General features: G+C 43.7%; 19 protein-coding genes. 14 read left to right on the plus strand and 5 right to left on the minus strand.

What is annotated here, in order from left to right; translation table 11 throughout:
* Positions 1-197 precede the first annotated feature (197 nt).
* Positions 198-665: a hypothetical protein gene (locus ACDZ28_RS17940; RefSeq protein ID WP_375102412.1), complete on the plus strand. Its 468-nt coding sequence runs from the start codon at positions 198-200 to the stop codon at positions 663-665.
* 83 nt (positions 666-748) lie between these two features.
* On the opposite strand, the gene ACDZ28_RS17945 is transcribed toward ACDZ28_RS17940, so the two are convergent.
* A complete protein-coding gene (locus tag ACDZ28_RS17945) occupies positions 749-1,210 on the minus strand; it encodes a hypothetical protein (RefSeq protein WP_076121107.1) in 462 nt (153 codons plus the stop codon).
* Between the two features lie 169 nt (positions 1,211-1,379).
* Here ACDZ28_RS17945 and ACDZ28_RS17950 point away from each other — a divergent pair, with 169 nt between their 5' ends.
* The gene (locus ACDZ28_RS17950; protein ID WP_042125846.1) at positions 1,380-1,763 is read left to right on the plus strand and encodes a DUF423 domain-containing protein; all 384 of its coding nucleotides are present in this window, start codon (positions 1,380-1,382) and stop codon (positions 1,761-1,763) included.
* A 168-nt stretch (positions 1,764-1,931) separates the two neighbouring features.
* Here the strand turns inward: ACDZ28_RS17950 and ACDZ28_RS17955 are convergent, their stop codons facing one another.
* Positions 1,932-2,459 (minus strand): hypothetical protein, encoded by a 528-nt coding sequence (locus ACDZ28_RS17955; protein ID WP_042125848.1) that lies wholly within the window; start codon positions 2,457-2,459, stop codon positions 1,932-1,934.
* A gap of 215 nt (positions 2,460-2,674) precedes the next feature.
* On the opposite strand from ACDZ28_RS17955, the gene ACDZ28_RS17960 reads away from it, so the two are divergent.
* The 10 genes from ACDZ28_RS17960 to ACDZ28_RS18005 all read left to right on the plus strand — a co-directional run bounded on the left by ACDZ28_RS17960 (position 2,675) and on the right by ACDZ28_RS18005 (position 14,343).
* Positions 2,675-2,977, plus strand: coding sequence for a YunC family protein (locus ACDZ28_RS17960; RefSeq protein WP_042125850.1), 303 nt, complete (start codon positions 2,675-2,677; stop codon positions 2,975-2,977).
* 244 nt (positions 2,978-3,221) lie between these two features.
* Positions 3,222-3,683 (plus strand): Dps family protein, encoded by a 462-nt coding sequence (locus ACDZ28_RS17965; RefSeq protein WP_042125852.1) that lies wholly within the window; start codon positions 3,222-3,224, stop codon positions 3,681-3,683.
* 310 nt (positions 3,684-3,993) lie between these two features.
* Positions 3,994-4,776 carry a Fe-S cluster assembly ATPase SufC gene (sufC, locus tag ACDZ28_RS17970; RefSeq protein WP_042125854.1) on the plus strand — a complete coding sequence of 261 codons (783 nt, stop codon included), beginning with the start codon at positions 3,994-3,996 and terminating at the stop codon, positions 4,774-4,776.
* Positions 4,777-4,803: 27 nt separating this feature from the next.
* Positions 4,804-6,105 (plus strand): Fe-S cluster assembly protein SufD, encoded by a 1,302-nt coding sequence (gene sufD, locus ACDZ28_RS17975; protein ID WP_375102413.1) that lies wholly within the window; start codon positions 4,804-4,806, stop codon positions 6,103-6,105.
* Positions 6,102-7,328 carry a cysteine desulfurase gene (locus ACDZ28_RS17980; RefSeq protein ID WP_042125858.1) on the plus strand — a complete coding sequence of 409 codons (1,227 nt, stop codon included), beginning with the start codon at positions 6,102-6,104 and terminating at the stop codon, positions 7,326-7,328. The genes sufD and ACDZ28_RS17980 overlap by 4 nt, the downstream gene beginning before the upstream one ends.
* Positions 7,315-7,746 (plus strand): Fe-S cluster assembly sulfur transfer protein SufU, encoded by a 432-nt coding sequence (gene sufU, locus ACDZ28_RS17985; RefSeq protein ID WP_036684339.1) that lies wholly within the window; start codon positions 7,315-7,317, stop codon positions 7,744-7,746. Before ACDZ28_RS17980 ends, sufU begins: the two co-directional genes overlap by 14 nt.
* Before the next feature lie 24 nt (positions 7,747-7,770).
* Positions 7,771-9,168 carry a Fe-S cluster assembly protein SufB gene (sufB, locus tag ACDZ28_RS17990; RefSeq protein WP_042125862.1) on the plus strand — a complete coding sequence of 466 codons (1,398 nt, stop codon included), beginning with the start codon at positions 7,771-7,773 and terminating at the stop codon, positions 9,166-9,168.
* Positions 9,169-9,383: 215 nt separating this feature from the next.
* Positions 9,384-10,250 carry a helix-turn-helix domain-containing protein gene (locus tag ACDZ28_RS17995; RefSeq protein ID WP_231574103.1) on the plus strand — a complete coding sequence of 289 codons (867 nt, stop codon included), beginning with the start codon at positions 9,384-9,386 and terminating at the stop codon, positions 10,248-10,250.
* Between the two features lie 467 nt (positions 10,251-10,717).
* On the plus strand, positions 10,718-12,478 hold the full coding sequence (locus ACDZ28_RS18000; RefSeq protein WP_042125863.1) for an ABC transporter ATP-binding protein: 1,761 nt from the start codon (positions 10,718-10,720) through the stop codon (positions 12,476-12,478).
* Positions 12,479-12,483: 5 nt separating this feature from the next.
* A complete protein-coding gene (locus tag ACDZ28_RS18005) occupies positions 12,484-14,343 on the plus strand; it encodes an ABC transporter ATP-binding protein (protein ID WP_375102414.1) in 1,860 nt (619 codons plus the stop codon).
* Between the two features lie 71 nt (positions 14,344-14,414).
* Here the strand turns inward: ACDZ28_RS18005 and ACDZ28_RS18010 are convergent, their stop codons facing one another.
* The 3 genes from ACDZ28_RS18010 to ACDZ28_RS18020 all read right to left on the minus strand — a co-directional run bounded on the left by ACDZ28_RS18010 (position 14,415) and on the right by ACDZ28_RS18020 (position 16,759).
* Positions 14,415-14,663, minus strand: a complete 249-nt coding sequence (locus tag ACDZ28_RS18010; protein WP_042125867.1) for a hypothetical protein — start codon at positions 14,661-14,663, stop codon at positions 14,415-14,417.
* 264 nt (positions 14,664-14,927) lie between these two features.
* Positions 14,928-15,968, minus strand: coding sequence for an HD-GYP domain-containing protein (locus tag ACDZ28_RS18015; protein WP_341111618.1), 1,041 nt, complete (start codon positions 15,966-15,968; stop codon positions 14,928-14,930).
* Positions 15,969-16,045: 77 nt separating this feature from the next.
* Positions 16,046-16,759 (minus strand): molybdenum cofactor biosynthesis protein MoaE, encoded by a 714-nt coding sequence (locus ACDZ28_RS18020; RefSeq protein WP_375102415.1) that lies wholly within the window; start codon positions 16,757-16,759, stop codon positions 16,046-16,048.
* Positions 16,760-16,895: 136 nt separating this feature from the next.
* Between ACDZ28_RS18020 and ACDZ28_RS18025 the strand changes: the two genes are divergently transcribed.
* Entirely contained in the window at positions 16,896-18,335 is a 1,440-nt protein-coding gene (locus tag ACDZ28_RS18025) for a bifunctional metallophosphatase/5'-nucleotidase (protein ID WP_375102416.1), read from the plus strand.
* 72 nt (positions 18,336-18,407) lie between these two features.
* Positions 18,408-19,235, plus strand: coding sequence for an undecaprenyl-diphosphate phosphatase (locus ACDZ28_RS18030; RefSeq protein ID WP_042125875.1), 828 nt, complete (start codon positions 18,408-18,410; stop codon positions 19,233-19,235).
* The last annotated feature ends 105 nt before the right edge of the window (positions 19,236-19,340 follow it).

Here is a 19,340-nt window from a genome sequence, read left to right on the forward strand (position 1 = left end):
TCCTTAGGGATAAATCAGGCTCAACACTATTGTATTAACCCCGCTTCAGCCTGCATCCGGCGGATGCCTATTAAACAATGGAAGTTATTAATAATTAACGTATTATGAAACCTAAGCAGAGTTGATAACGTTTAAAGGAGTAGGCTTGTGGAAAATGACTTTGAAAACAACAGCTAAACATAGAGGAGGCAGTCAACATGAAAAAACAACGTACCTTACCCGCCATAGCTGCAATCGCAGCATTAACACTAGCCTTAACCGCTTGCGGTGCTACTAATAATTCAGCACAGCCATCTGCAGAACCAACTGCAACAGCTTCTCCAGTACCAACAGAGGAGAGCACAAGCACACCTGTACCTACAGAAAGTACGAGTACAACTGCACCAACAGAGAATCCAAGCACACCAGCACCAAAACCAACTGCAAATTCAGAAGCTAAAGTGATTAAAGGAACAGGCGTTTACGTCGGACAAATAGATAGTCATTCTGTTGAGATTGAGACCAAAGAAGGTCCTACGGCCTTTGAGATTACAGCTGGAATGGAGAGCATACTTGAGAAGCTGAATACGGATGATTCCGTAGTTTTTGAATATGTAGAAAAAGCAGTCGAAGGCGATGCAACAGTTAAACAACGTGTGCTTTCAAAGCTGTCACTTGCAAAGTAAAAGAACTCATTTATGAATAACAAAAAGGCTGTTCCTGATTGATTTCAGGAACAGCCTTTTTATCTTTGATTTTGCAATGAACGTTATAGCGTCCCAGCATTGACTAAGAAAATAGTAATAAGAAGCATAAAGAGTAGGATAATAATACCGTTGATGAGGGTGCCTATAACGCCAAACACCTTACGCCGTTTCCGGATAGAGAGTCCTATAATGCCGATGACAACACCAATTACATTTAGAGCTGAAAGAATAATAACAGTCATTCCGAGAAGCATGATGGACTGCGATGATTCGGCTAGTAGATTCGAGTTCTCGTTAACCATTGAAGAAGCCTTCATAATAATGAAGAGAAAGAGGGCTGCATAACCTAAAATGGTCACTAGGCTGATGATGAAAGAAGCAATACCCGGTCCAGAGTGTTGTAAGTCACGATCTACTTTTTGATACGAAGACTGAGAATCCACATCTGGTTGACTCGGATAAGGTTGGGGATTTCCTACCTCTGCTGTAGGCACATTAGATTTTGAGAGAGAATTAAGGTCCATGGGTTGCACTCCTTGAGAGATAAGAATGAAATGTTGTTAATATCCACTTTTTCATATAGATGCTAAAAAAGCAACCCCTGATTGTGGCTAATTCGTAAATGGCTGCTGGAAAAAGCAACCTGCAATCGTTTATGATAGAAGAAGTCTAATAGTAAGGAGTTGTATTGGTATGCAACGGAAATTGATGGCCTGGGGGGCTTTGCTAGCTATGCTGGCAGTAGGAATAGGTGCTTTCGGAGCTCATTTACTAAAGTCAAGGATCACTGAAGATTATATGAAGGTATATGAGACCGGTGTGCAATACCACATGATACATGCACTTGGTGTGATTCTAATTGCACTGATTGTAGGGCAATGGGGAGAAAGCACCCGGTTACGCTGGGCAGGACGTCTGTTAATAGCAGGAACTATTTTGTTCTCAGGTAGCTTGTATGTTCTGAGTATCTCAGGGATTAAAGTGCTTGGAGCGATTACACCTATTGGTGGCGTATGCTTTATTATGGGTTGGTTATTCCTAGCCCTAGAGGCATTCTCCCGTAAAACTACGCTCTAGACGTTAAGAATGACCAGCAGGATTTGGGCATTGCGTGAAAATGAAGGGATCGTAGTAAGTGCAAAGAGGTAGTAGCTCCGTTTTAGGGCTATTGCGACTTTGATAACAGCAAATAAGCACCCATTCTCTCTAAGAGAATGGGTGCTTATTTGCATAAAAGGCATGCGCTTACAGAAATTCGTCAATCTCATTTAGATTAAAGCGGTATACCTGTTTCTCATCCACGTGATAGACACTAATAGAGTTGGCTGCTTCATCAAAATTTAAAATCCGACAGGGCATGGACACTTGTTTCCCGTACCGATTCGCTCGTAAACGTACTAATTGGTTGTTCTGAATGTACTGTCGAATCTTCCCGTATGCATCAGCTGGCGTCTCAATAGCTGACTGCTGTGCAGGCAAATCTGCCTGTTTATCTATCGGTTTATCGAGCTGCTTCTTAGAGGTCTTTGGTGGCAGCTTTAATGAAGTGGGAGGAGCAGAGCTTTGATTCAAGGCTATTTTGGCAGAACGAAGCAAGCTGTCAATGGTTCTCCCCAATTCAAGACCGGAGTTAATGTTGAAATCTGTGATTTTGTCATTATTGTTCAACATTTCAAGCAGATATTGCAATGCAAGCGGGTTGGTACGGGCATTAATCAGGATGTCGACATTGAATAAATAGTTGCCGTCTGTGTGTTGTAGTTTCTCGTCCATAGATCCCCCAGCTTTTCGTTTGAACATTCCTTTACAATTATAAGAATGTAAATAAACTATAACATTAAACAAGTAATAATCATATACCTGACACTAGAGAAAATGGGACCAAGGTACTGTGTTTTTTACGAAAAGCCTAGGACTACCAACCGCACATCAGCAGGGCGTGGAGCATACATATACAACGTGGATCGTTAATAAAGGAGGTGCTGCTATTGGTTACCATGGAGCCTATTACCGTAGGTGAACATACGCTGATCGGAGTAGAGGTTAAGCTTCCGAAAACAACGCTGCTCTCAATCAGCACAAGCCGAGGTTATATAATGTGTGGTGCGCTGGATGTTGGCCTGCTCAATGAGAAGCTCAGTGATCGGCAAATTATCGCAGCCCGGGCAGTTGGTGTACGAACACTGTCACAGCTGTTAGCTGCCCCATTGGAGTCTGTAACCTTAGAAGCGGAGCGTTTAGGTATCGTACCAGGCATGACAGGTGCGGATGCATTGCTTCTTATGATCTGACTGAACAATCTTACGAAATCCAAAACACAAGAGGCCTTGGGCCTCTTGTGTTTTTTTTGCAAGGATTAGAATTTTAACGTAATCGGTAGTGTCTTTAGTGTTAATAATTTCAATCGAAGGTTTATGGAAGGGTTCTCCTTGTTTCGTCATACATGCTAAGGGGTAAATTAAGAATAGACAAGTTACTGCCGGACGAAAGATGAAGTGAACCGGTAAATATAAAGGATAAGGATGGGATCATATCATGGCTAAAGCATCTAATAAAGTAAACACAACTTCACTGGAACAAATTTTGAACCGTCAGGTTGCTAACTTAAATGTATTGTACGTTAAAATTCACAATTTTCATTGGTACGTAAAAGGAGAACAATTCTTCTCACTTCACGTGAAATTTGAGGATCTATATAATGAAGTGACCCTCCAAATGGATGAAGTTGCAGAACGTTTGCTGAGCATCAAAGGAAGTCCAGCTGCGACGATGAAAGAATATCTAGAATTGGCAACGATACAAGAAGCTACCGGTAAAGAGGATACGCGGGGAATGGTTCAGTCACTGATTGAAGACTTCGCTACCATTTCTGAAGAATTGACAGAAGGTATTGAGCTTGCCGAGGAAATTAAGGATCAGCCAACATCTGACATGTTTATAAAAATTCGTGGTGATCTTGAGAAACATCAATGGATGCTGCGTTCTTACCTTAGCTAAACGATAAAGCGGATGAAATAAGGCTTCCTGCGGGAGGTCTTATTTTTTGCGTTAGGCCGCTCAAAAATCTGTATGGGTGATTAGCGCTGAAAATAGCGGAATTATACGGTATATCATAGGGGAAATAAAAAGAGATATTTGTAAAAAAACAGGGTTTGTTATAAAATTGTTGAGAATCATTGATAATCACTGTGATTCAATTTATAATAATTATAATGTGATATAGAATCTAATTGTGCTGGGAATCAGGATCATCCTGTTTCAATACAACTTTTGATTTCGCAAATCGATCAATGGAGGGAATAATATTATGGCAGCAGATTTTGTCATTGAGGGACTTAAAGCGACGATTGAGGGAAAAGAGATTTTGAAGGGGATTAACCTTCAAATGAAAGGTGGCGAAATTCACGCCATTATGGGACCAAACGGTACAGGTAAAAGTACCTTGGCATCCGCACTTATGGGTCACCCTAAATATGAAGTAACTGAAGGAACGGCAACACTTGAAGGTGAAGACCTTCTGGAGATGGCGGTTGATGAACGCGCACGTGCAGGTCTATTCCTTGCTATGCAGTATCCGAGTGAAATTTCCGGGGTAACGAACTCCGATTTCTTGCGCTCTGCCATTAATGCCCGTCGTGAAGAGGGAAGCGAAATCTCTTTGATTCGTTTTATCCGTCTTATGGAAGCGAAGATGAAGGAACTGGACATGAATCCTGAGTTTCTACACCGTTACCTGAACGAAGGCTTCTCCGGTGGTGAGAAGAAACGTAACGAAATTCTTCAAATGATGATGCTAGATCCAAAAATCGTGATTCTGGACGAAATTGACTCTGGTCTTGATATTGATGCTTTGAAAATTGTAGCTGAAGGCGTAAACTCCATGCGGAGTGAAGATCGCGGCTTCCTAGTTATTACCCACTATCAACGTCTCTTGAACTACATCAAACCTGATTTTGTACATGTTATGATGCAGGGCAGAATTGTGAAATCCGGCGGTCCTGAGCTTGCACAACGTCTGGAAGCTGAAGGCTATGAGTGGATTAAAGAGGAACTTGGAATTGAAGACGAAACAGTAGGGCAAGAAGCGTAAGAAACGCCAGGAAGGAGGAGAACACTTATGACGACACAGACCATTCTTCCGGTGGATGCCGAGCGCTTGAGCGAATTATCGCATAGTAGCGGCGAACCGGGTTGGCTGAAAGAAAGCCGCTTGAAAGCACTTGAACTGGCAGCTACTCTGACACTGCCTAAATTAGAGAAGACACGGATTGATCGTTGGAACGTGAACAATTATGGTAGCTACAAAGCAAGCGAACCTATTGCTTCACTGAAGGATGCACCTGCTTCCATTTCCTCCTTGATCAAGGATCAGGAAGAAGGCAGTCTGATTATTCAACGTAACTCTGGTGCAGTATATACACGACTGGCTCCTGAGCTTGCAGCACAAGGTGTTATTTTTACCGATTTGCAAACGGCTGTTAAAGAGCACGGAGATTTGGTACAACGTTACTTGCATAAGGCAATTCAGCCTGACGAGCATTCTATCGCTGCGCTTCATGCAGCATTGTGGAACGGTGGAGTATTCCTCTATGTTCCTAAGAATGTAGTGGTTGAAACTCCACTTCAGGCGGTGCTCTTAACAGATGATGCGGAAGCTTCATTTGTTCCTCACATTCTGATTGTAGCGGATACTAACAGTTCCCTGACATACGTAGACAACTACGTGTCGGATAAAGAGGAAGCTGGATTGCACAATGGTGCTGTAGAAGTATTCGTGGGTGCAGGTGCTAAAGTTCGTTATGCTACAGTACATCAGCTGGGCGTAGATACAACAGATGTAACTTACCGCCGTGCTGTTGTTGAGAATGACGGAACCATCGAATGGATTGTTGGTGAGATGAACTATGGTGATACAGCAAGTGATACCAAGTCTGTACTGAAAGGCAATGGCTCTAGCTCGGATGCTAAAGTAATTGCTGTAGGTACGGGATCACAGAAACTGAATTACACTACTCAAGTTCAGCATTTCGGCAAAAATACCCCAAGTGACATGATCACTCGTGCGGTTATGCGTGATAATGCTACTTCTATCATTAACGGAATTACCAAGATCGAGAAAGGTGCTACAAGAGCCGACGGTCAGCAAACGGAGAAAGTATTGATGCTGAGTCCAAAAGCCCGTGGTGACGCCAATCCGATCCTGCTGATTGATGAAGATGATGTTACAGCAGGCCATGCCGCTTCCGTAGGACAGGTCAATCACGAGCAAGTCTTTTACCTGATGTCCCGCGGAATTACACGGCATGATGCAGAAACTCTGATCATCTATGGCTTCTTGGCTCCTGTTGTGTCGCAAATTCCACTAGAGGGACTGCGCAATCAGCTCCAATCTCTTGTGGAAAGGAAGTTAGGTCAATGATTAGCAACGCCATCCGGGAGCAATTTCCCATACTGAACCAAAATGTGAACGGGCATCCACTAGTCTATCTAGACAGTGCTGCTACTTCACAGAAGCCTCGCCAAGTGATTGAGGCGGTCAAGTCGTATTATGAGTGGGATAACGCCAACGTTCACCGTGGCGTTCATACTCTAGGCAGCCGTGCAACAGATGCCTACGAGGGAGCCCGGGAGAAGCTAGCTAAGTTTATTAACGCCCGCAGCACTAAAGAAATTATCTTTACGCGCGGTACGACCACTGCTCTAAATCTTGTAGCCTCTTCTTACGGGCCATCTGCAGTGGGTGAAGGCGACGAAATTGTCATCACTCTGATGGAACATCATAGTAATTTGATTCCTTGGCAGCAGCTAGCTAAGAAGACAGGTGCTACATTAAAATATATACCGTTGCAGCCCGACGGAACGATTACACTTGAAGATGCTGAGAAGACGATTACGGATAAAACCAAGATCGTTGCTATCGCTTATGTATCTAACGTTATGGGAGTTACACATCCGATTAAAGAGCTTGCGGCTATTGCTCATCGTCACGGTGCGGTCATTGTCGTAGACGGTGCACAGAGCACGCCTCATATGAAGGTCGATATGCAAGATCTGGATTGTGATTTCTATGCACTTTCCGGACATAAAATGCTAGCACCGACTGGAATTGGAGCTTTGTACGGCAAAAGAGCACTACTCGAAGCCATGGAGCCTGTTGAGTTTGGTGGCGAAATGATTGATGATGTAGGTCTCTATGAATCGACATGGAAAGAACTCCCTTGGAAGTTTGAGGGAGGTACACCGATCATTGCTGGTGCTGTTGGATTAGGTGCAGCCGTAGATTTCTTACAGGAAATCGGTATGGATGAGATTCACAGCCATGAGAAGAAGCTTGCAGCATACGCAGAGCAGCGTCTATCTGAAATTGATGGCTTGACCATTTATGGTCCCATGAGTCGTGAAGTTGGCGTTGTTACTTTTAATCTGGGTGACGTTCACCCGCATGATGTCGCTACAGTGTTAGATGCGGAGGGCATTGCCATCCGTGCTGGCCATCACTGCTGTCAGCCGCTGATGCGCTGGCTGGAAGCTAGCTCTACAGCACGGGCGAGCTTTTACCTGTATAATACAGAGCAGGATGTAGATCGACTGGTGGACGCTTTAATCAAGACAAAGGAGTACTTCGGCTATGAACTTGGATGACTTGTACAGACGCGTAATTATGGATCATTATAAAAGTCCTCGGAATCGTGGTTCATTTGAAGATGATGCTCTGAAAATTGAACTGAATAACCCAACTTGTGGTGACCGTATTACACTTCAGCTTAAGGTAGAAGATGGAATTGTAAAAGATGCCCGTTATAACGGTGAAGGTTGTTCGATCAGTATGTCGTCGGCTTCGATGATGACTGAAGCGATCAAAGGACAGACGGTTGAACGTGCACTTGAACTAGCCGATAACTTCTCCTTACTGATGAAGGGTGAAGACGTGGATTTTGGAGATTATGAAGATATTGAAGCCCTATCGGGTGTGAATAAATTCCCTGCGCGGATCAAATGCGCTACACTGGCTTGGAACGCGCTTCGTAAAGGAATTGACGAAGAAGAGCAACATAAATAACAGTAGAACAAGGAGGCTGACACCATGGCTAAGAAAGCGCCTGATATGGAAGAATACCAGTACGGGTTCCGTGATGAGCATAAGTCGATATTCCAGTCTGGTAAAGGTTTGACGGCCGAAATTGTTAAAGAAATTTCAGCAATCAAAAATGAACCACAGTGGATGCTTGACTTCCGCTTAAAATCTCTAGAGCAATTTTACAAAATGCCGATGCCAAAATGGGGCGGCAACTTGGATGATCTCGATTTCGATGATATCCAGTATTATGTAAGACCTTCCGAGAAGCAAGGAAAGACTTGGGAAGAAGTACCTTCTGAAATTAAAGAAACCTTTGATAAACTGGGTATCCCAGAAGCGGAACAAAAATTCCTCGCTGGTGTCTCGGCACAATATGAATCTGAGGTTGTATACCACAGCATGCAGAAGAGCCTTGAAGATCAAGGGGTAATTTTTACAGATACCGACACTGCACTTCGTGAACATCCGGAATTGTTCAAGAAGTTCTTCGGAACGATCATTCCACCTGCTGACAACAAGTTTGCTGCACTTAACAGTGCCGTTTGGTCAGGCGGAAGCTTCATCTATGTTCCTAAGGGTGTGAAATGCGAGGTTCCTTTGCAGGCTTACTTCCGTATTAACTCCGAGAACATGGGACAATTTGAGCGTACTTTGATCTTAGCGGACGAAGACAGCTTTGTGCATTATGTAGAAGGATGTACAGCTCCAATCTACAGCACGAACTCCCTGCATAGTGCAGTTGTTGAAATCCTGTGTATGAAGAACGCTCGCGTTCGTTATACTACAATCCAGAACTGGGCTCCAAATATCTACAACCTCGTTACTAAACGTGCGGTTGCAGAAGAGAATGCTACGATGGAATGGGTCGATGGCAACATCGGTTCCAAGCTGACTATGAAATACCCTGCGGTGGTTCTTAAAGGCCGTGGCGCTAAAGGTTCAGTACTGTCCATTGCGGTAGCGGGTAAAAACCAGCATCAGGATGCAGGTGCCAAGATGATCCATCTGGCTCCAGACACAACATCCACTATTGTCTCGAAATCGATCAGTAAGCACGGCGGTAAAGTAACTTATCGTGGTCTTGCTTCCTTCGGCCGTCAGGCAGAAGGTGCGAAATCGAACATCAAATGTGATACGCTCATTTTGGATAACGAATCCACTTCGGATACTATTCCTTACAATGAAATTATGAACGATAACATCGTGCTTGAGCACGAAGCGACCGTGTCTAAAGTTTCTGAGGAGCAGCTGTTCTACTTGATGAGCCGCGGCCTCACAGAAGCTGAAGCGACTCAAATGATCGTTATGGGCTTCATCGAGCCGTTCACGAAAGAACTGCCGATGGAATATGCGGTCGAAATGAACCGTTTAATCAAATTCGAAATGGAAGGAAGTATCGGTTAACCTTATTTATCAAGGGGTATCGGCTTCACTCTAATAGTTAATATCAAATACGTATTCGCAGTGGTCTTGAGTCTTTTATGCTCAAGTCACTCGGATACGTATTTTTTTTGTGTCAAAATTTAGTCAATGAACAGTAAGCTTATGGAAGCAGCAAGAAATGTCCTGTCCTGGACGGAGGTTAAGATTATAATAAAATCAATCGTTGCAACGAGGAAGTGAAGAAGCTGGGTTATCTAGAATGTTTGCAGGAAACTATTGATTACATCGAAGAAAATCTAAAAGGTCCGATTTCCATTGAGGAATGTGCGCAGCGGTCAGGGTTCTCCAAATTTCATTTTCATCGGATCTTTGGTATCCACCTTGATGTCACTCTAATGGAATATGTTCGCAGGAGACGGTTGGGTTATGCGATGGTTGATGTCATTAATGGCAGAAGAATTCTGGACATTGCGCTGGACTACGGCTATAGCTCAGAGAGATCATTTAGTAGAGCCTTTCAGCAGGAGTTCGGTCAAGTACCCAGTAGTTGCAGAAATGTAAGATATGCCTTGCCACCAAAACCGCTGCTAAATGAACAAATAAACCAATTACGCGGAGGAATTAAAGTGGACTATTTAAGTGACGTTACGATAGGCAGCTTGGGCGCAATGAAGGTAGTGAGTGGGGTAAGGGTCAGTGATAATCCTGAAGATGAGGTCATTAACTTTGTCACTGAATGGGCTAAGAAGTCTGGAATTAAGACAGATGCAAGACAATTTGGTTTTGATATTCCTGTTAGTGATGAGGATCAAGAGGAAGGGCTACGGGGCTACGAATATTGGGTGGTTGTAGAAGAAAAGCCTTATCACCTTGAATCGGGGCTTAAATTTAAAGATGTTGAGGACTGTAAATATGCAATCCTGCGGATTACCGAGCCGATGATTGACCCTTTTGAGCGTATTCCGCTAGGATGGAAAAAGCTTGCCGGATGGGTAAACAGCAGAGGCTACAAAACCTCTTGTGATCAGGAACGCTTCTGGCTGGAAGAGAAACTGGAGATCAACGGTTCGGAATACATGGATCTTTATTTTCCAATAGAATAGTTACTGCAGGGGCGCCCAAATGTGACCTACAAGTTAAACACTTTGAAAAAGAGTGTCCTTCTTGTAGGTCATTTGTATTTAATCCAACAAGACTGGTTCATTTGGGAATCGGAGGGAATTTTTCTATCGATAGGATTTAATCCAAATTTTATGTAAAAAACCTGATAAAGGCTTTCTTTGAGGGACCTGATCTTGACAAGGATCATGATCTTTCTTAATTCAACAGCATTAAGGAGGAAACTCGAGTATTTTAAGACAATGATGGTCGTTTATCACCTATATATGGGTCTTTTTTCCGAAATAACAGGATAAACGCTCAAATCTACCCTTTGCCGCTTTAAATTAGGGATGATACACTGCTTAAAGTCACTAAAATTGTAAGCGCTAAAAAATAGCTTTACTACGTAAAGCTCTAAGCCAATGCTTACGAAGCCGCTTTACTTCGTAAAGCTCTAAGGAGGAGAGATATGGATGTTCTCAGGCAACTGCGAGGCTATTACCGAGAGAAGCTGCACTATTTAATTCTTTCGATTGTATGCTTGGCCGCCGCAACTGCAGTGGGGCTAATTACCCCCAATTTGTTAAGAAGACTGATCGATGATGTAATTGTACCCCTAAAGTTTGATGAGGTACCCGTGTTAGCCCTTAGTGTGTTAGCGGTAGTAATTGTAAAAGCATGTCTGCAATTTGCACATGGTTTTTTTGGAGGACGGTTAGGTAATTTTCTAGCATACCGGCTGCGTAACGCTTGTTATGAGAAATTGCAATTTCTATCTTTCCGTTATTATGATACCGCGAAAACAGGAGATCTGATGTCCCGGCTGACCGGGGATTTGGAAGCGATCCGGAACTTTATCGGTTTTGGTTTTGCTCAGCTGCTCAATGTGTTTTTTATGGTGTTTTTTGGTTCAATTATGATGTTCTCGCTCAATTGGCAGCTAACCTTAGTAACTCTGATTACGATGCCAATTCTGGCGTTTATAGCATTAAAATTTGAATCGAAGATTCACCCAGCCTTTCAAGAGATGCGTCTTGCGCTCAGTTCTCTGACAACGGCTGTACAAGAGAATATTACCGGTGTGCGTACAGTTAAATCGTTTGCCAGAGAGGCTCACGAGGTAGAGAAATTCTCACACCGTAATGAACGTTATAAGAATAATCAGATTTTTGCGGCAGAGCTCTGGAGTAAGTTTTTCCCGGCGATGGAGTTTTTAGCTTCAATCAGTGCAGCTATTCTGCTTGGAGTTGGCGGGACGTTAGTTATCAAGGGGAAAATGTCACTAGGTGAACTGGTTGCCTTTTTCAGCTTGATTTGGTATATCATTGGACCGATGTGGGGTCTTGGATTCCATATTAATAACTATACACAGTCCAAGGCATCGGGAGAACGTGTATTAGAAGTACTTAATCAGAATATTGATGTGAAGGATAAAGAGAATGCTCGTGAACTGGTATCTTCAGAGGTTAAGGGGGATGTTGCCTTTAATCACGTGACATTTGCATATGGGAACAAATTGCCTGCGGTTACTGATATTCATTTTGAAGCTAAATCAGGTGAAATTATTGGATTTCTTGGAGGCACAGGTTCAGGTAAATCTACAATTACTCAACTGATGATGCGTGCTTATGATGTTAATGAAGGTAGTATTACGCTGGATGGCATTGATATTAGAGAATACAATGTGCGCAGCCTGCGGTCACAGATTGCCACTGTATTCCAGGAAACATTCCTGTTCTCCTCGTCCATCCGCAACAATATTTCTTATGGCTTGAAAAATGTAAGCATGGAAGAGATTATCCGTGCTGCGCAGTTGGCTAAGGCGCATGATTTCATTATGGAGATGGAAGACGGTTATGACACTGTAGTGGGCGAACGCGGAATGGGGCTCTCTGGTGGACAGAAGCAGCGGATTGCCATCGCAAGAGCATTGCTTAAGAATCCACGTATTCTTATTCTCGATGATGCAACTAGTGCCGTCGATATGGAAACAGAGCATGAGATTCAAGCTGGTTTCCAAGAGGTCATGAATGGGCGTACAACACTTATTATCGCCCATCGGATATCCTCCTTGCGACATGCTGACCAAATCATTGTCATGAATGAAGGTCGTGTTCAGCAGCGTGGTACCCATCAAGAGCTAATTGAAGTTCCGGGTCCATACCAAGATGTATACCGGATACAATATGCTGACTATCTGGCCAGAGCTACCGGAAGAGGGGAGGAGTGAGGCATATGAAACTTGAAGCCAAACAGAACACCGCTACGGGAGCAAAGCGTAAAGCAGCCGAGCAGCAGACACTTGATGAACGTTTCGTGTATAAAGATGATGATGTTATCGACAAAGCGTTTGACTGGAAGCAGTTCACCAGATTATTCAGCTATATGAAGCCTTACGCCAAACAGATGCTTCCACTGGTTTCTATCATGATGATTCTGGGAACCATTACGAAGCTGACCGTTCCTTTCTTGACAAGTTTAGCTATCGACCGTGCCATAGCACCTAAGGTTGGGAATCCCAGCTTAACACTTCTTTATTCGCTTACGGCAGGTGTGATTGTCTTATATCTCATTCAATGGATTGCAGGTGTATACCGAATTAAGTACACGAACATCATTGGACAAAGAGTCATTTATGACTTGCGTTCTGATTTGTTCAAGCATATCCAGAAGCTCTCTTTTAACTTCTTCGATAAACGTCCAGCTGGCTCGGTATTAGTCCGTGTGACGAATGATATCAACTCACTGCAGGATTTGTTCACGAACGGGGTAGTCAATCTAATGATTGACTGTGTGCAGCTTCTTGGAATTACCATAATTCTGTTATTGATCAACTGGAAACTTGGTCTTGCAGTAATGGTTACGGTTCCGATCATGTTCTTTATTTCTACTAAGCTGCGTCAGAAGATTCGGATCGCTTGGCAGGATGTGCGGATGAAGAACTCCAGAATTAATTCTCACTTGAATGAATCGATTCAGGGGATCAGAGTCACACAGGCTTATACGCAAGAACGTGAAAATATGAATTATTTCGATTTTATGAATACAGACAGCAAAAAGTCCTGGAATAAAGCATCTGCGATGAACCAAGCTTTCGGGCCGATGATCGAGATCACTGGTGGTTTTGGAACGATGATCCTCTTTTGGTTAGGAGCTTATCTGATCCAATCCGGTGAACTAACAGTCGGTATGCTGGTCGCATTCAGCTCTTATGTCAGCAACTTCTGGGACCCGATTAACCGTTTGGGGCAGATGTATAATCAGTTGCTTGTAGCGATGGCTTCCTCGGAACGGATCTTTGAATACTTGGATGAGCAGCCTTCGGTTCAAGATAATCCAGGGGCTAAGCCATTAAACACGATTCGTGGAGATATTAACTTTAATAAGGTTGTCTTTGAATATGAAAAAGGTCGTGCGGCTTTAAAAGGCATCGATCTGGATGTAAAAGCGGGGCAATCGATCGCGCTTGTGGGTCATACTGGCTCAGGGAAAAGTACGATTATTAACCTGATTGGCCGGTTCTATGATATTAAGAGCGGACGAATTACGATTGACGGTGAAGATATCCGTGAAGTCACACTGGACAGTCTGAGAAGGCAGATCGGAATCGTGCTGCAGGATACCTTTATTTTCTCAGGAACGATTCGCGATAATATCCGGTTTGGTCGACTGGATGCTACCGATGAAGAAGTGGAAAATGCTGCAAAAGCAGTAGATGCCCATGACTTTATTATGAAGCTTCCAGGAGGATATGAGACTGAGGTAGAAGAACGCGGCAGCGCCTTGTCCATGGGACAGCGTCAGCTGCTCTCCTTTGCCCGCGCACTATTGGCGAATCCAAGGATTCTGATCCTTGATGAAGCTACAGCCAGTATCGATACAGAGACGGAGCTTAAGATTCAGGAGGCACTCAAAATCTTACTTCAGGGCCGGACCTCCTTTATCGTAGCCCATAGACTATCTACCATCCGCCATGCGGATAAAATCGTCGTTCTGGATCACGGTGAAATCAAAGAAGAAGGAACCCACCGAGAACTGACGTCACGTGATGGTGTGTATAACGGCTTGATAGAAGCGCAATTCCGCTTCCTATAGCTCAGAACAACAGCCCATTCCCTTTGCGAAAGCAAATGAGGAATGGGCTGTTTTATATATCGTAGATTCAATTATTTCGGGCGTTTGGGCAGCCTACCCGTTACACGTAGCTCAAACATTTGGGCACAAATATCCTGATGCCAGTGTGTATCCGTTGTTTGTTCTGCTAACAGTATTTCATTCTGTAGTCGGGCCATCTCCCAACAGTAAGTGGCATTCACCTGAAGGCATTGCTGTTGTTCCGTTTCTTCGGAGGCTGTAAGCTGGCGTAGACGACTTAGAGTGAAGAGCTCGGCAAGACGTTCATGGACTGGAAGCATACTCTTTTACCTCCTGGAAATAGTTAAGCCACATATTAGTCTAGCCAAGTAAATTGTAATTCAATCATCCATTGCAGTATCTACAGTAGAAAACATTTCTCCCGCTCACCAAATAATATCTGCTGCACTTTGTGCAACAGTATCAGAAAAATGTGTTTCTAAAGAATTTCTTATTTTTAATTGCAAAAAATACAACAGAAAAAATCCCCCGAAAAAATGGGGGATCATGGATTAAAAGATAGCTTTGAGGAAGAATGAAGCACCCTAGTCCATGTAAATCTCTACAATCGCAACGTTACGCTCACGGGATAAATCCACGAACATTCCGTCAACCTGTACCAGTGGACGGAAAATATCGACCAGATTGTTCATAATAATTACGCCAATATCACCTGTATTCAGCAACACACGCTTGCCGATGAAGTTGGGCATTAAATGCTGGATAAAGGCTTGAACGGTTTTAGCGCTCAGTTTACCAAAACTTAGATTGTTTATTTCACGCAGGACGGAAATCAGCTCTTGCTTCGACTGATAGACTCGTTTAGAAGTCATCGCACTATAGATATCAGCTACAGCTGCAATTTGTGCATAAGGATGAATATCGGTTTTGGTTAGACCGCTCGGATAGCCAGAGCCATCCTCACGCTCATGATGCTGGAGAGCAGCCAAAGCTGTGTAAGAATCGTCCATGGAATTACGTATGATTTCGTAGCCGTACTTAGTATGTAGTTTAATTTCCTCGAACTCATCTGGCGTTAGCTTACCTGGTTTATTCAACAGGGAGGGTGAAATTCGGCATTTTCCAATATCAATCAAATATCCTGCACGACCAATTTCATAACATTCTTGTTTGGAATAACCAAGCCATATCGCAATATAATAAGAGAGCATGCCTACCTGAAGGGAGTGATTATAGGTATAGTTATCTTCCCGATCCAGCAAAAGCAGGAGTGACACTACATCTTTATGCTTGTCCAAAGTTTGAAGCGAAGGCTGAAGAATGTCGTTTACCACGGATTGGTTGAAGCTTCCTTTTAATAACGCTTCCATATAAAGAGACTCGAAGCCGTCAATCATAGTATCAAAACTAGTGGTCACCGTCTGAATGATTGAAGGTCTGCTGAGGGGGGATACCTCTTCTTCTAACGTCTCGATATCAACATAATCAACTCCAAGCTGCATCAGCTTGGCGATATCATTTATTTGGAGCAGTGATCCCTTTGGTAATACATGTAAACCCCTAGAACTATACGCGTCCGCGTTAAGGTGATTACCAGGTTTTAGATCCGAGACGTGTACTCTCAATGCCTATGCCACCTTTTATCCGATTTTATCCAGAATATCAACAAAGTTCAGATTTTTCAATCAAAAAGGAGAAAAGATTATTTGTGGATTGTATCGTTAGCTTTTTGATCAGAGTTCACCCAATGTTGGCCCGATTCATTAATGTCTTTTTTCCAAACGGGAACCGTCTGTTTCAATCGTTCAATGGCAAAGCGACTGGCTTCGTAGCAGGTATCGCGATGGGGGGTGGAGACGGCAATGATAACACTTGCTTCCTTTAAACCTACAAGCCCAATGCGGTGAGATATGGCGCAGTTTGCGTTCCAGCGGTTCTTGACCTCTATGCCAATCTCCTCCAGCTTACTTAAGGCCATAGGGATATAGGCATCATAATGAAGTGCAGTTGTCCGTTGTTCTCCGGTCATTTCACGTGTCGTACCGATAAATAATAAGGATGCACCGTGATTGACGTCAAGAACGGCATCTAGAAGCTTCTCCGCATTTAAAGGCTGGTCCGTTATGATATAGAGACCATCAGTAGTAGTTTCATATATAGTGCCGTTCTCACCCCCGGAAACTGGAGGAATAAGTGCGACTTCGGAAGACGCTGTGATGATAGAATCATCAGGAGCATATTCCCGGTCAATGGCAATTAAAGAAGCCTCAATTTGGGATGCTGCAGCCGGATAAGAGACGGATAGAAGCTCCTTTAGCTTGCCGGCAGTTAAGGGAATCTCAGTCGTTTGGAAGGACAGAGAAGAAGAGCCGATGGTCTCAGCCAGACCCGCGAATAGTCGGATAGTAATATGCATTTTTATTCTCCTCTGATGTATGTTCTGATGTCTTCAATATACCATAATGTGTCTGAAAATGTTATGCTAGGCTCTGTAAGATCACGCACCGACTGCTTCATTAAAGAGCAGCTCTAGGGTAGGGGGAATGTAGCTTATGGGGCATGTGCCGCAAAGACTGACCATACTTCATACCAATGATATACATAGCCATTTTGAGATGGTAAGTCCGGTGGCAGCGGAAATCGCCGCACAAAGGGCTGCAGCGGGAGAAGAGCCTGTACTGCTGCTGGATATTGGTGATCATATGGATCGTGCAGCTGTCGAGACAGAAGGCACTATGGGTCAGGCTAACATCGACGTATTAAACTTAACAGGATATGATGCTGTAACCATTGGCAATAATGAGGGACTTACGTTCTCTCAGGAGATGTTGTCATCCATTTTTTCCGGGTTACAGTGTCCGGTAGTATGCTGTAATTTTGTGGAGTCTTCGACTGGGGAGCCACCAAGCTGGATGCAGCGTCATGCGATCTTGGAGAAGGATGGAATTAGAATAGGTGTGACCGGAGCAACAGCGGCATTTACTTCGTTCTATTCCCTTTTGGGCTGGGATGCTTTAGATCCTGAGACAGCGCTCCGGGAGCAATGCCTACTTTTAGCACCACAGGTGGATATATTAATCGTTCTATCTCATCTTGGACTTCCTACGGATAAAATGTTGGCAGAGCGGCTAGAGGGCATTCATGCCATTCTTGGTGGACATACGCATCATCTGTTAGAGGAGCCTATTATGATTAATGGGACTGCTGTATGCGGTGCCGGGAAATTCGGTCGGTATCTCGGGCGTCTTCAATTTGAGCGACTAGATCCTCAGTCTGATTTCAGATTAGTGCTGGGTGAATGTATTCCTATTGACCCCCTTCTGAAGGAGGAGGTTATAGGTCCTGCAGTGGCTATTCATTTGAAGCATGGCCAAGAATCTCTTCAGACGACCGCTGCGATTACTGACCGTGAGCTTCCTTTGAGCTTGCGGGGAGAGTCTCCCTTTGGCAATCTTTTGGCACAAGCTGTACGTAGATTTACAGGAACTAGTCTGTCATTAGTCAACACGGGTCAGTTACTAGGACCATTGCCGGAAGGCGAGGTTACGACTGGGATGCTGCACGCACTATGTCCTTCTCCCATCAATACTTGCATCATTAAGCTGAAGGGTATAGATATTCGCACAGCTTTGGAACAGAGTCTTACAGAGGAGTTTTATAATAAGGTCATTTACGGGTACGGATTCCGAGGGAATCATCTGGGCAGTTTGGCAGTAGATGGATTAAAAATCTTGTACGACCCACGGATGATACCGTATGATAAGAGTGTTGCAGTTTTTGTCGAAGGAAACCCGCTGGAGGATGAAAGAGAGTATAATGTTGGTACGCTAGACATGTTTACTTTCAGAGCCGGCTATGAGACGATCGCGAATGGGAAGGATGCGTTGTTTCTATTGCCTCATTTTTTGCGCGATCTCTTAAGGATGGAGTTACAGCGTCCAAACAGTCTCGATGAATGCATGCTCACTCGCTGGGAGGCTAAGTCTGAATAAGGCCGACAGCTCATAATCTACACTTATAGACTCCATTTAACAGTGCTAGATTCCCAAAAATAGGAGGACGTTATGGACACGATTACAGCTATTATTTTAGCAATTGTCGAAGGGATCACAGAATTTATTCCTGTATCTTCGACCGGACACATGATCTTGACTACGAAGCTATTAGGTTTCGCTGAGCAAGATTCGATTATGAAGACTTATGAAATTGTAATTCAACTAGGGGCGATTTTGGCGATTGCACTTGTTTACCGCAAGCGAGTGCTCAATTTGCTAGGGATTGGACGTAGTAGTTCAGGCAGAGGAGGCGTTATGCCGGCAGCCCGTCTGAACTTAATTCATGTGATTCTTGGAATTGCCCCAGCACTTGCTGTGGCATTTTTTGCCCGCGACTTTATCAAAAGCCTCTTTGGAGCTTCGACTGTACTCTGGGCGCTTGTCGCCGGAGGGATTCTAATGATTGTTGCAGAATGGGTGAACAGACGCAAAATACGTATTACTGCCCACGAACTGGATGATTTGTCTTATGGACAGGCGCTGGCGATTGGATTGTATCAGATTATTTCGGTACTTTGGCCGGGCTTCTCCCGTTCCGGGTCTACGATTTCTGGGGGGATGTTAAGCGGAGTCAGCTATAAGGCTTCTGCGGATTTTTCCTTCCTCATAGCGATTCCTATTATGTGTGCGGCTTCCGGGTATGAACTGCTCGATTCGTATAAAAACTTCACAAGTGAGACGATTGGTTATTTTGTAATTGGATTTCTGATTTCCTTTGTAGTGGCATATTTAGTAGTCATTTTGTTTATGAAATGGATTCAAAAGATTCGATTAACGCATTTCGCGATTTATCGATTTATTCTTGCTGCTGTATTCTGGTTGTTTATTATGCGTTAATGCCCGTGGCATAGACCTGGACACATCTGATTTTCTTTAAGGTACACCTGTCTGAATTTCCAAAGAAACGGTATAGACAAAGCGTGTGACCCAAGGATTTCAATA

It is taken from the genome of Paenibacillus sp. RS8 (assembly GCF_041956825.1).
Taxonomy (GTDB): domain Bacteria; phylum Bacillota; class Bacilli; order Paenibacillales; family Paenibacillaceae; genus Paenibacillus_AQ.

What these genes read in the sequence shown, in the direction of transcription:
- ACDZ28_RS17945 (WP_076121107.1), bottom strand. Translation starts at nt 1,210, where the DNA reads ATGGACCTTAATTCTCTCTCAAAATCTAATGTGCCTACAGCAGAGGTA.
- ACDZ28_RS18025 (WP_375102416.1), top strand. Translation starts at nt 16,896, where the DNA reads ATGGGGCATGTGCCGCAAAGACTGACCATACTTCATACCAATGATATA.
- ACDZ28_RS17940 (WP_375102412.1), top strand. Translation starts at nt 198, where the DNA reads ATGAAAAAACAACGTACCTTACCCGCCATAGCTGCAATCGCAGCATTA.
- sufC (WP_042125854.1), top strand. Translation starts at nt 3,994, where the DNA reads ATGGCAGCAGATTTTGTCATTGAGGGACTTAAAGCGACGATTGAGGGA.
- ACDZ28_RS17965 (WP_042125852.1), top strand. Translation starts at nt 3,222, where the DNA reads ATGGCTAAAGCATCTAATAAAGTAAACACAACTTCACTGGAACAAATT.
- sufU (WP_036684339.1), top strand. Translation starts at nt 7,315, where the DNA reads ATGAACTTGGATGACTTGTACAGACGCGTAATTATGGATCATTATAAA.
- ACDZ28_RS18000 (WP_042125863.1), top strand. Translation starts at nt 10,718, where the DNA reads ATGGATGTTCTCAGGCAACTGCGAGGCTATTACCGAGAGAAGCTGCAC.
- sufD (WP_375102413.1), top strand. Translation starts at nt 4,804, where the DNA reads ATGACGACACAGACCATTCTTCCGGTGGATGCCGAGCGCTTGAGCGAA.
- ACDZ28_RS18005 (WP_375102414.1), top strand. Translation starts at nt 12,484, where the DNA reads ATGAAACTTGAAGCCAAACAGAACACCGCTACGGGAGCAAAGCGTAAA.
- ACDZ28_RS18020 (WP_375102415.1), bottom strand. Translation starts at nt 16,759, where the DNA reads ATGCATATTACTATCCGACTATTCGCGGGTCTGGCTGAGACCATCGGC.
- ACDZ28_RS18010 (WP_042125867.1), bottom strand. Translation starts at nt 14,663, where the DNA reads ATGCTTCCAGTCCATGAACGTCTTGCCGAGCTCTTCACTCTAAGTCGT.
- ACDZ28_RS17980 (WP_042125858.1), top strand. Translation starts at nt 6,102, where the DNA reads ATGATTAGCAACGCCATCCGGGAGCAATTTCCCATACTGAACCAAAAT.
- ACDZ28_RS17955 (WP_042125848.1), bottom strand. Translation starts at nt 2,459, where the DNA reads ATGGACGAGAAACTACAACACACAGACGGCAACTATTTATTCAATGTC.
- ACDZ28_RS17950 (WP_042125846.1), top strand. Translation starts at nt 1,380, where the DNA reads ATGCAACGGAAATTGATGGCCTGGGGGGCTTTGCTAGCTATGCTGGCA.
- ACDZ28_RS18030 (WP_042125875.1), top strand. Translation starts at nt 18,408, where the DNA reads ATGGACACGATTACAGCTATTATTTTAGCAATTGTCGAAGGGATCACA.
- sufB (WP_042125862.1), top strand. Translation starts at nt 7,771, where the DNA reads ATGGCTAAGAAAGCGCCTGATATGGAAGAATACCAGTACGGGTTCCGT.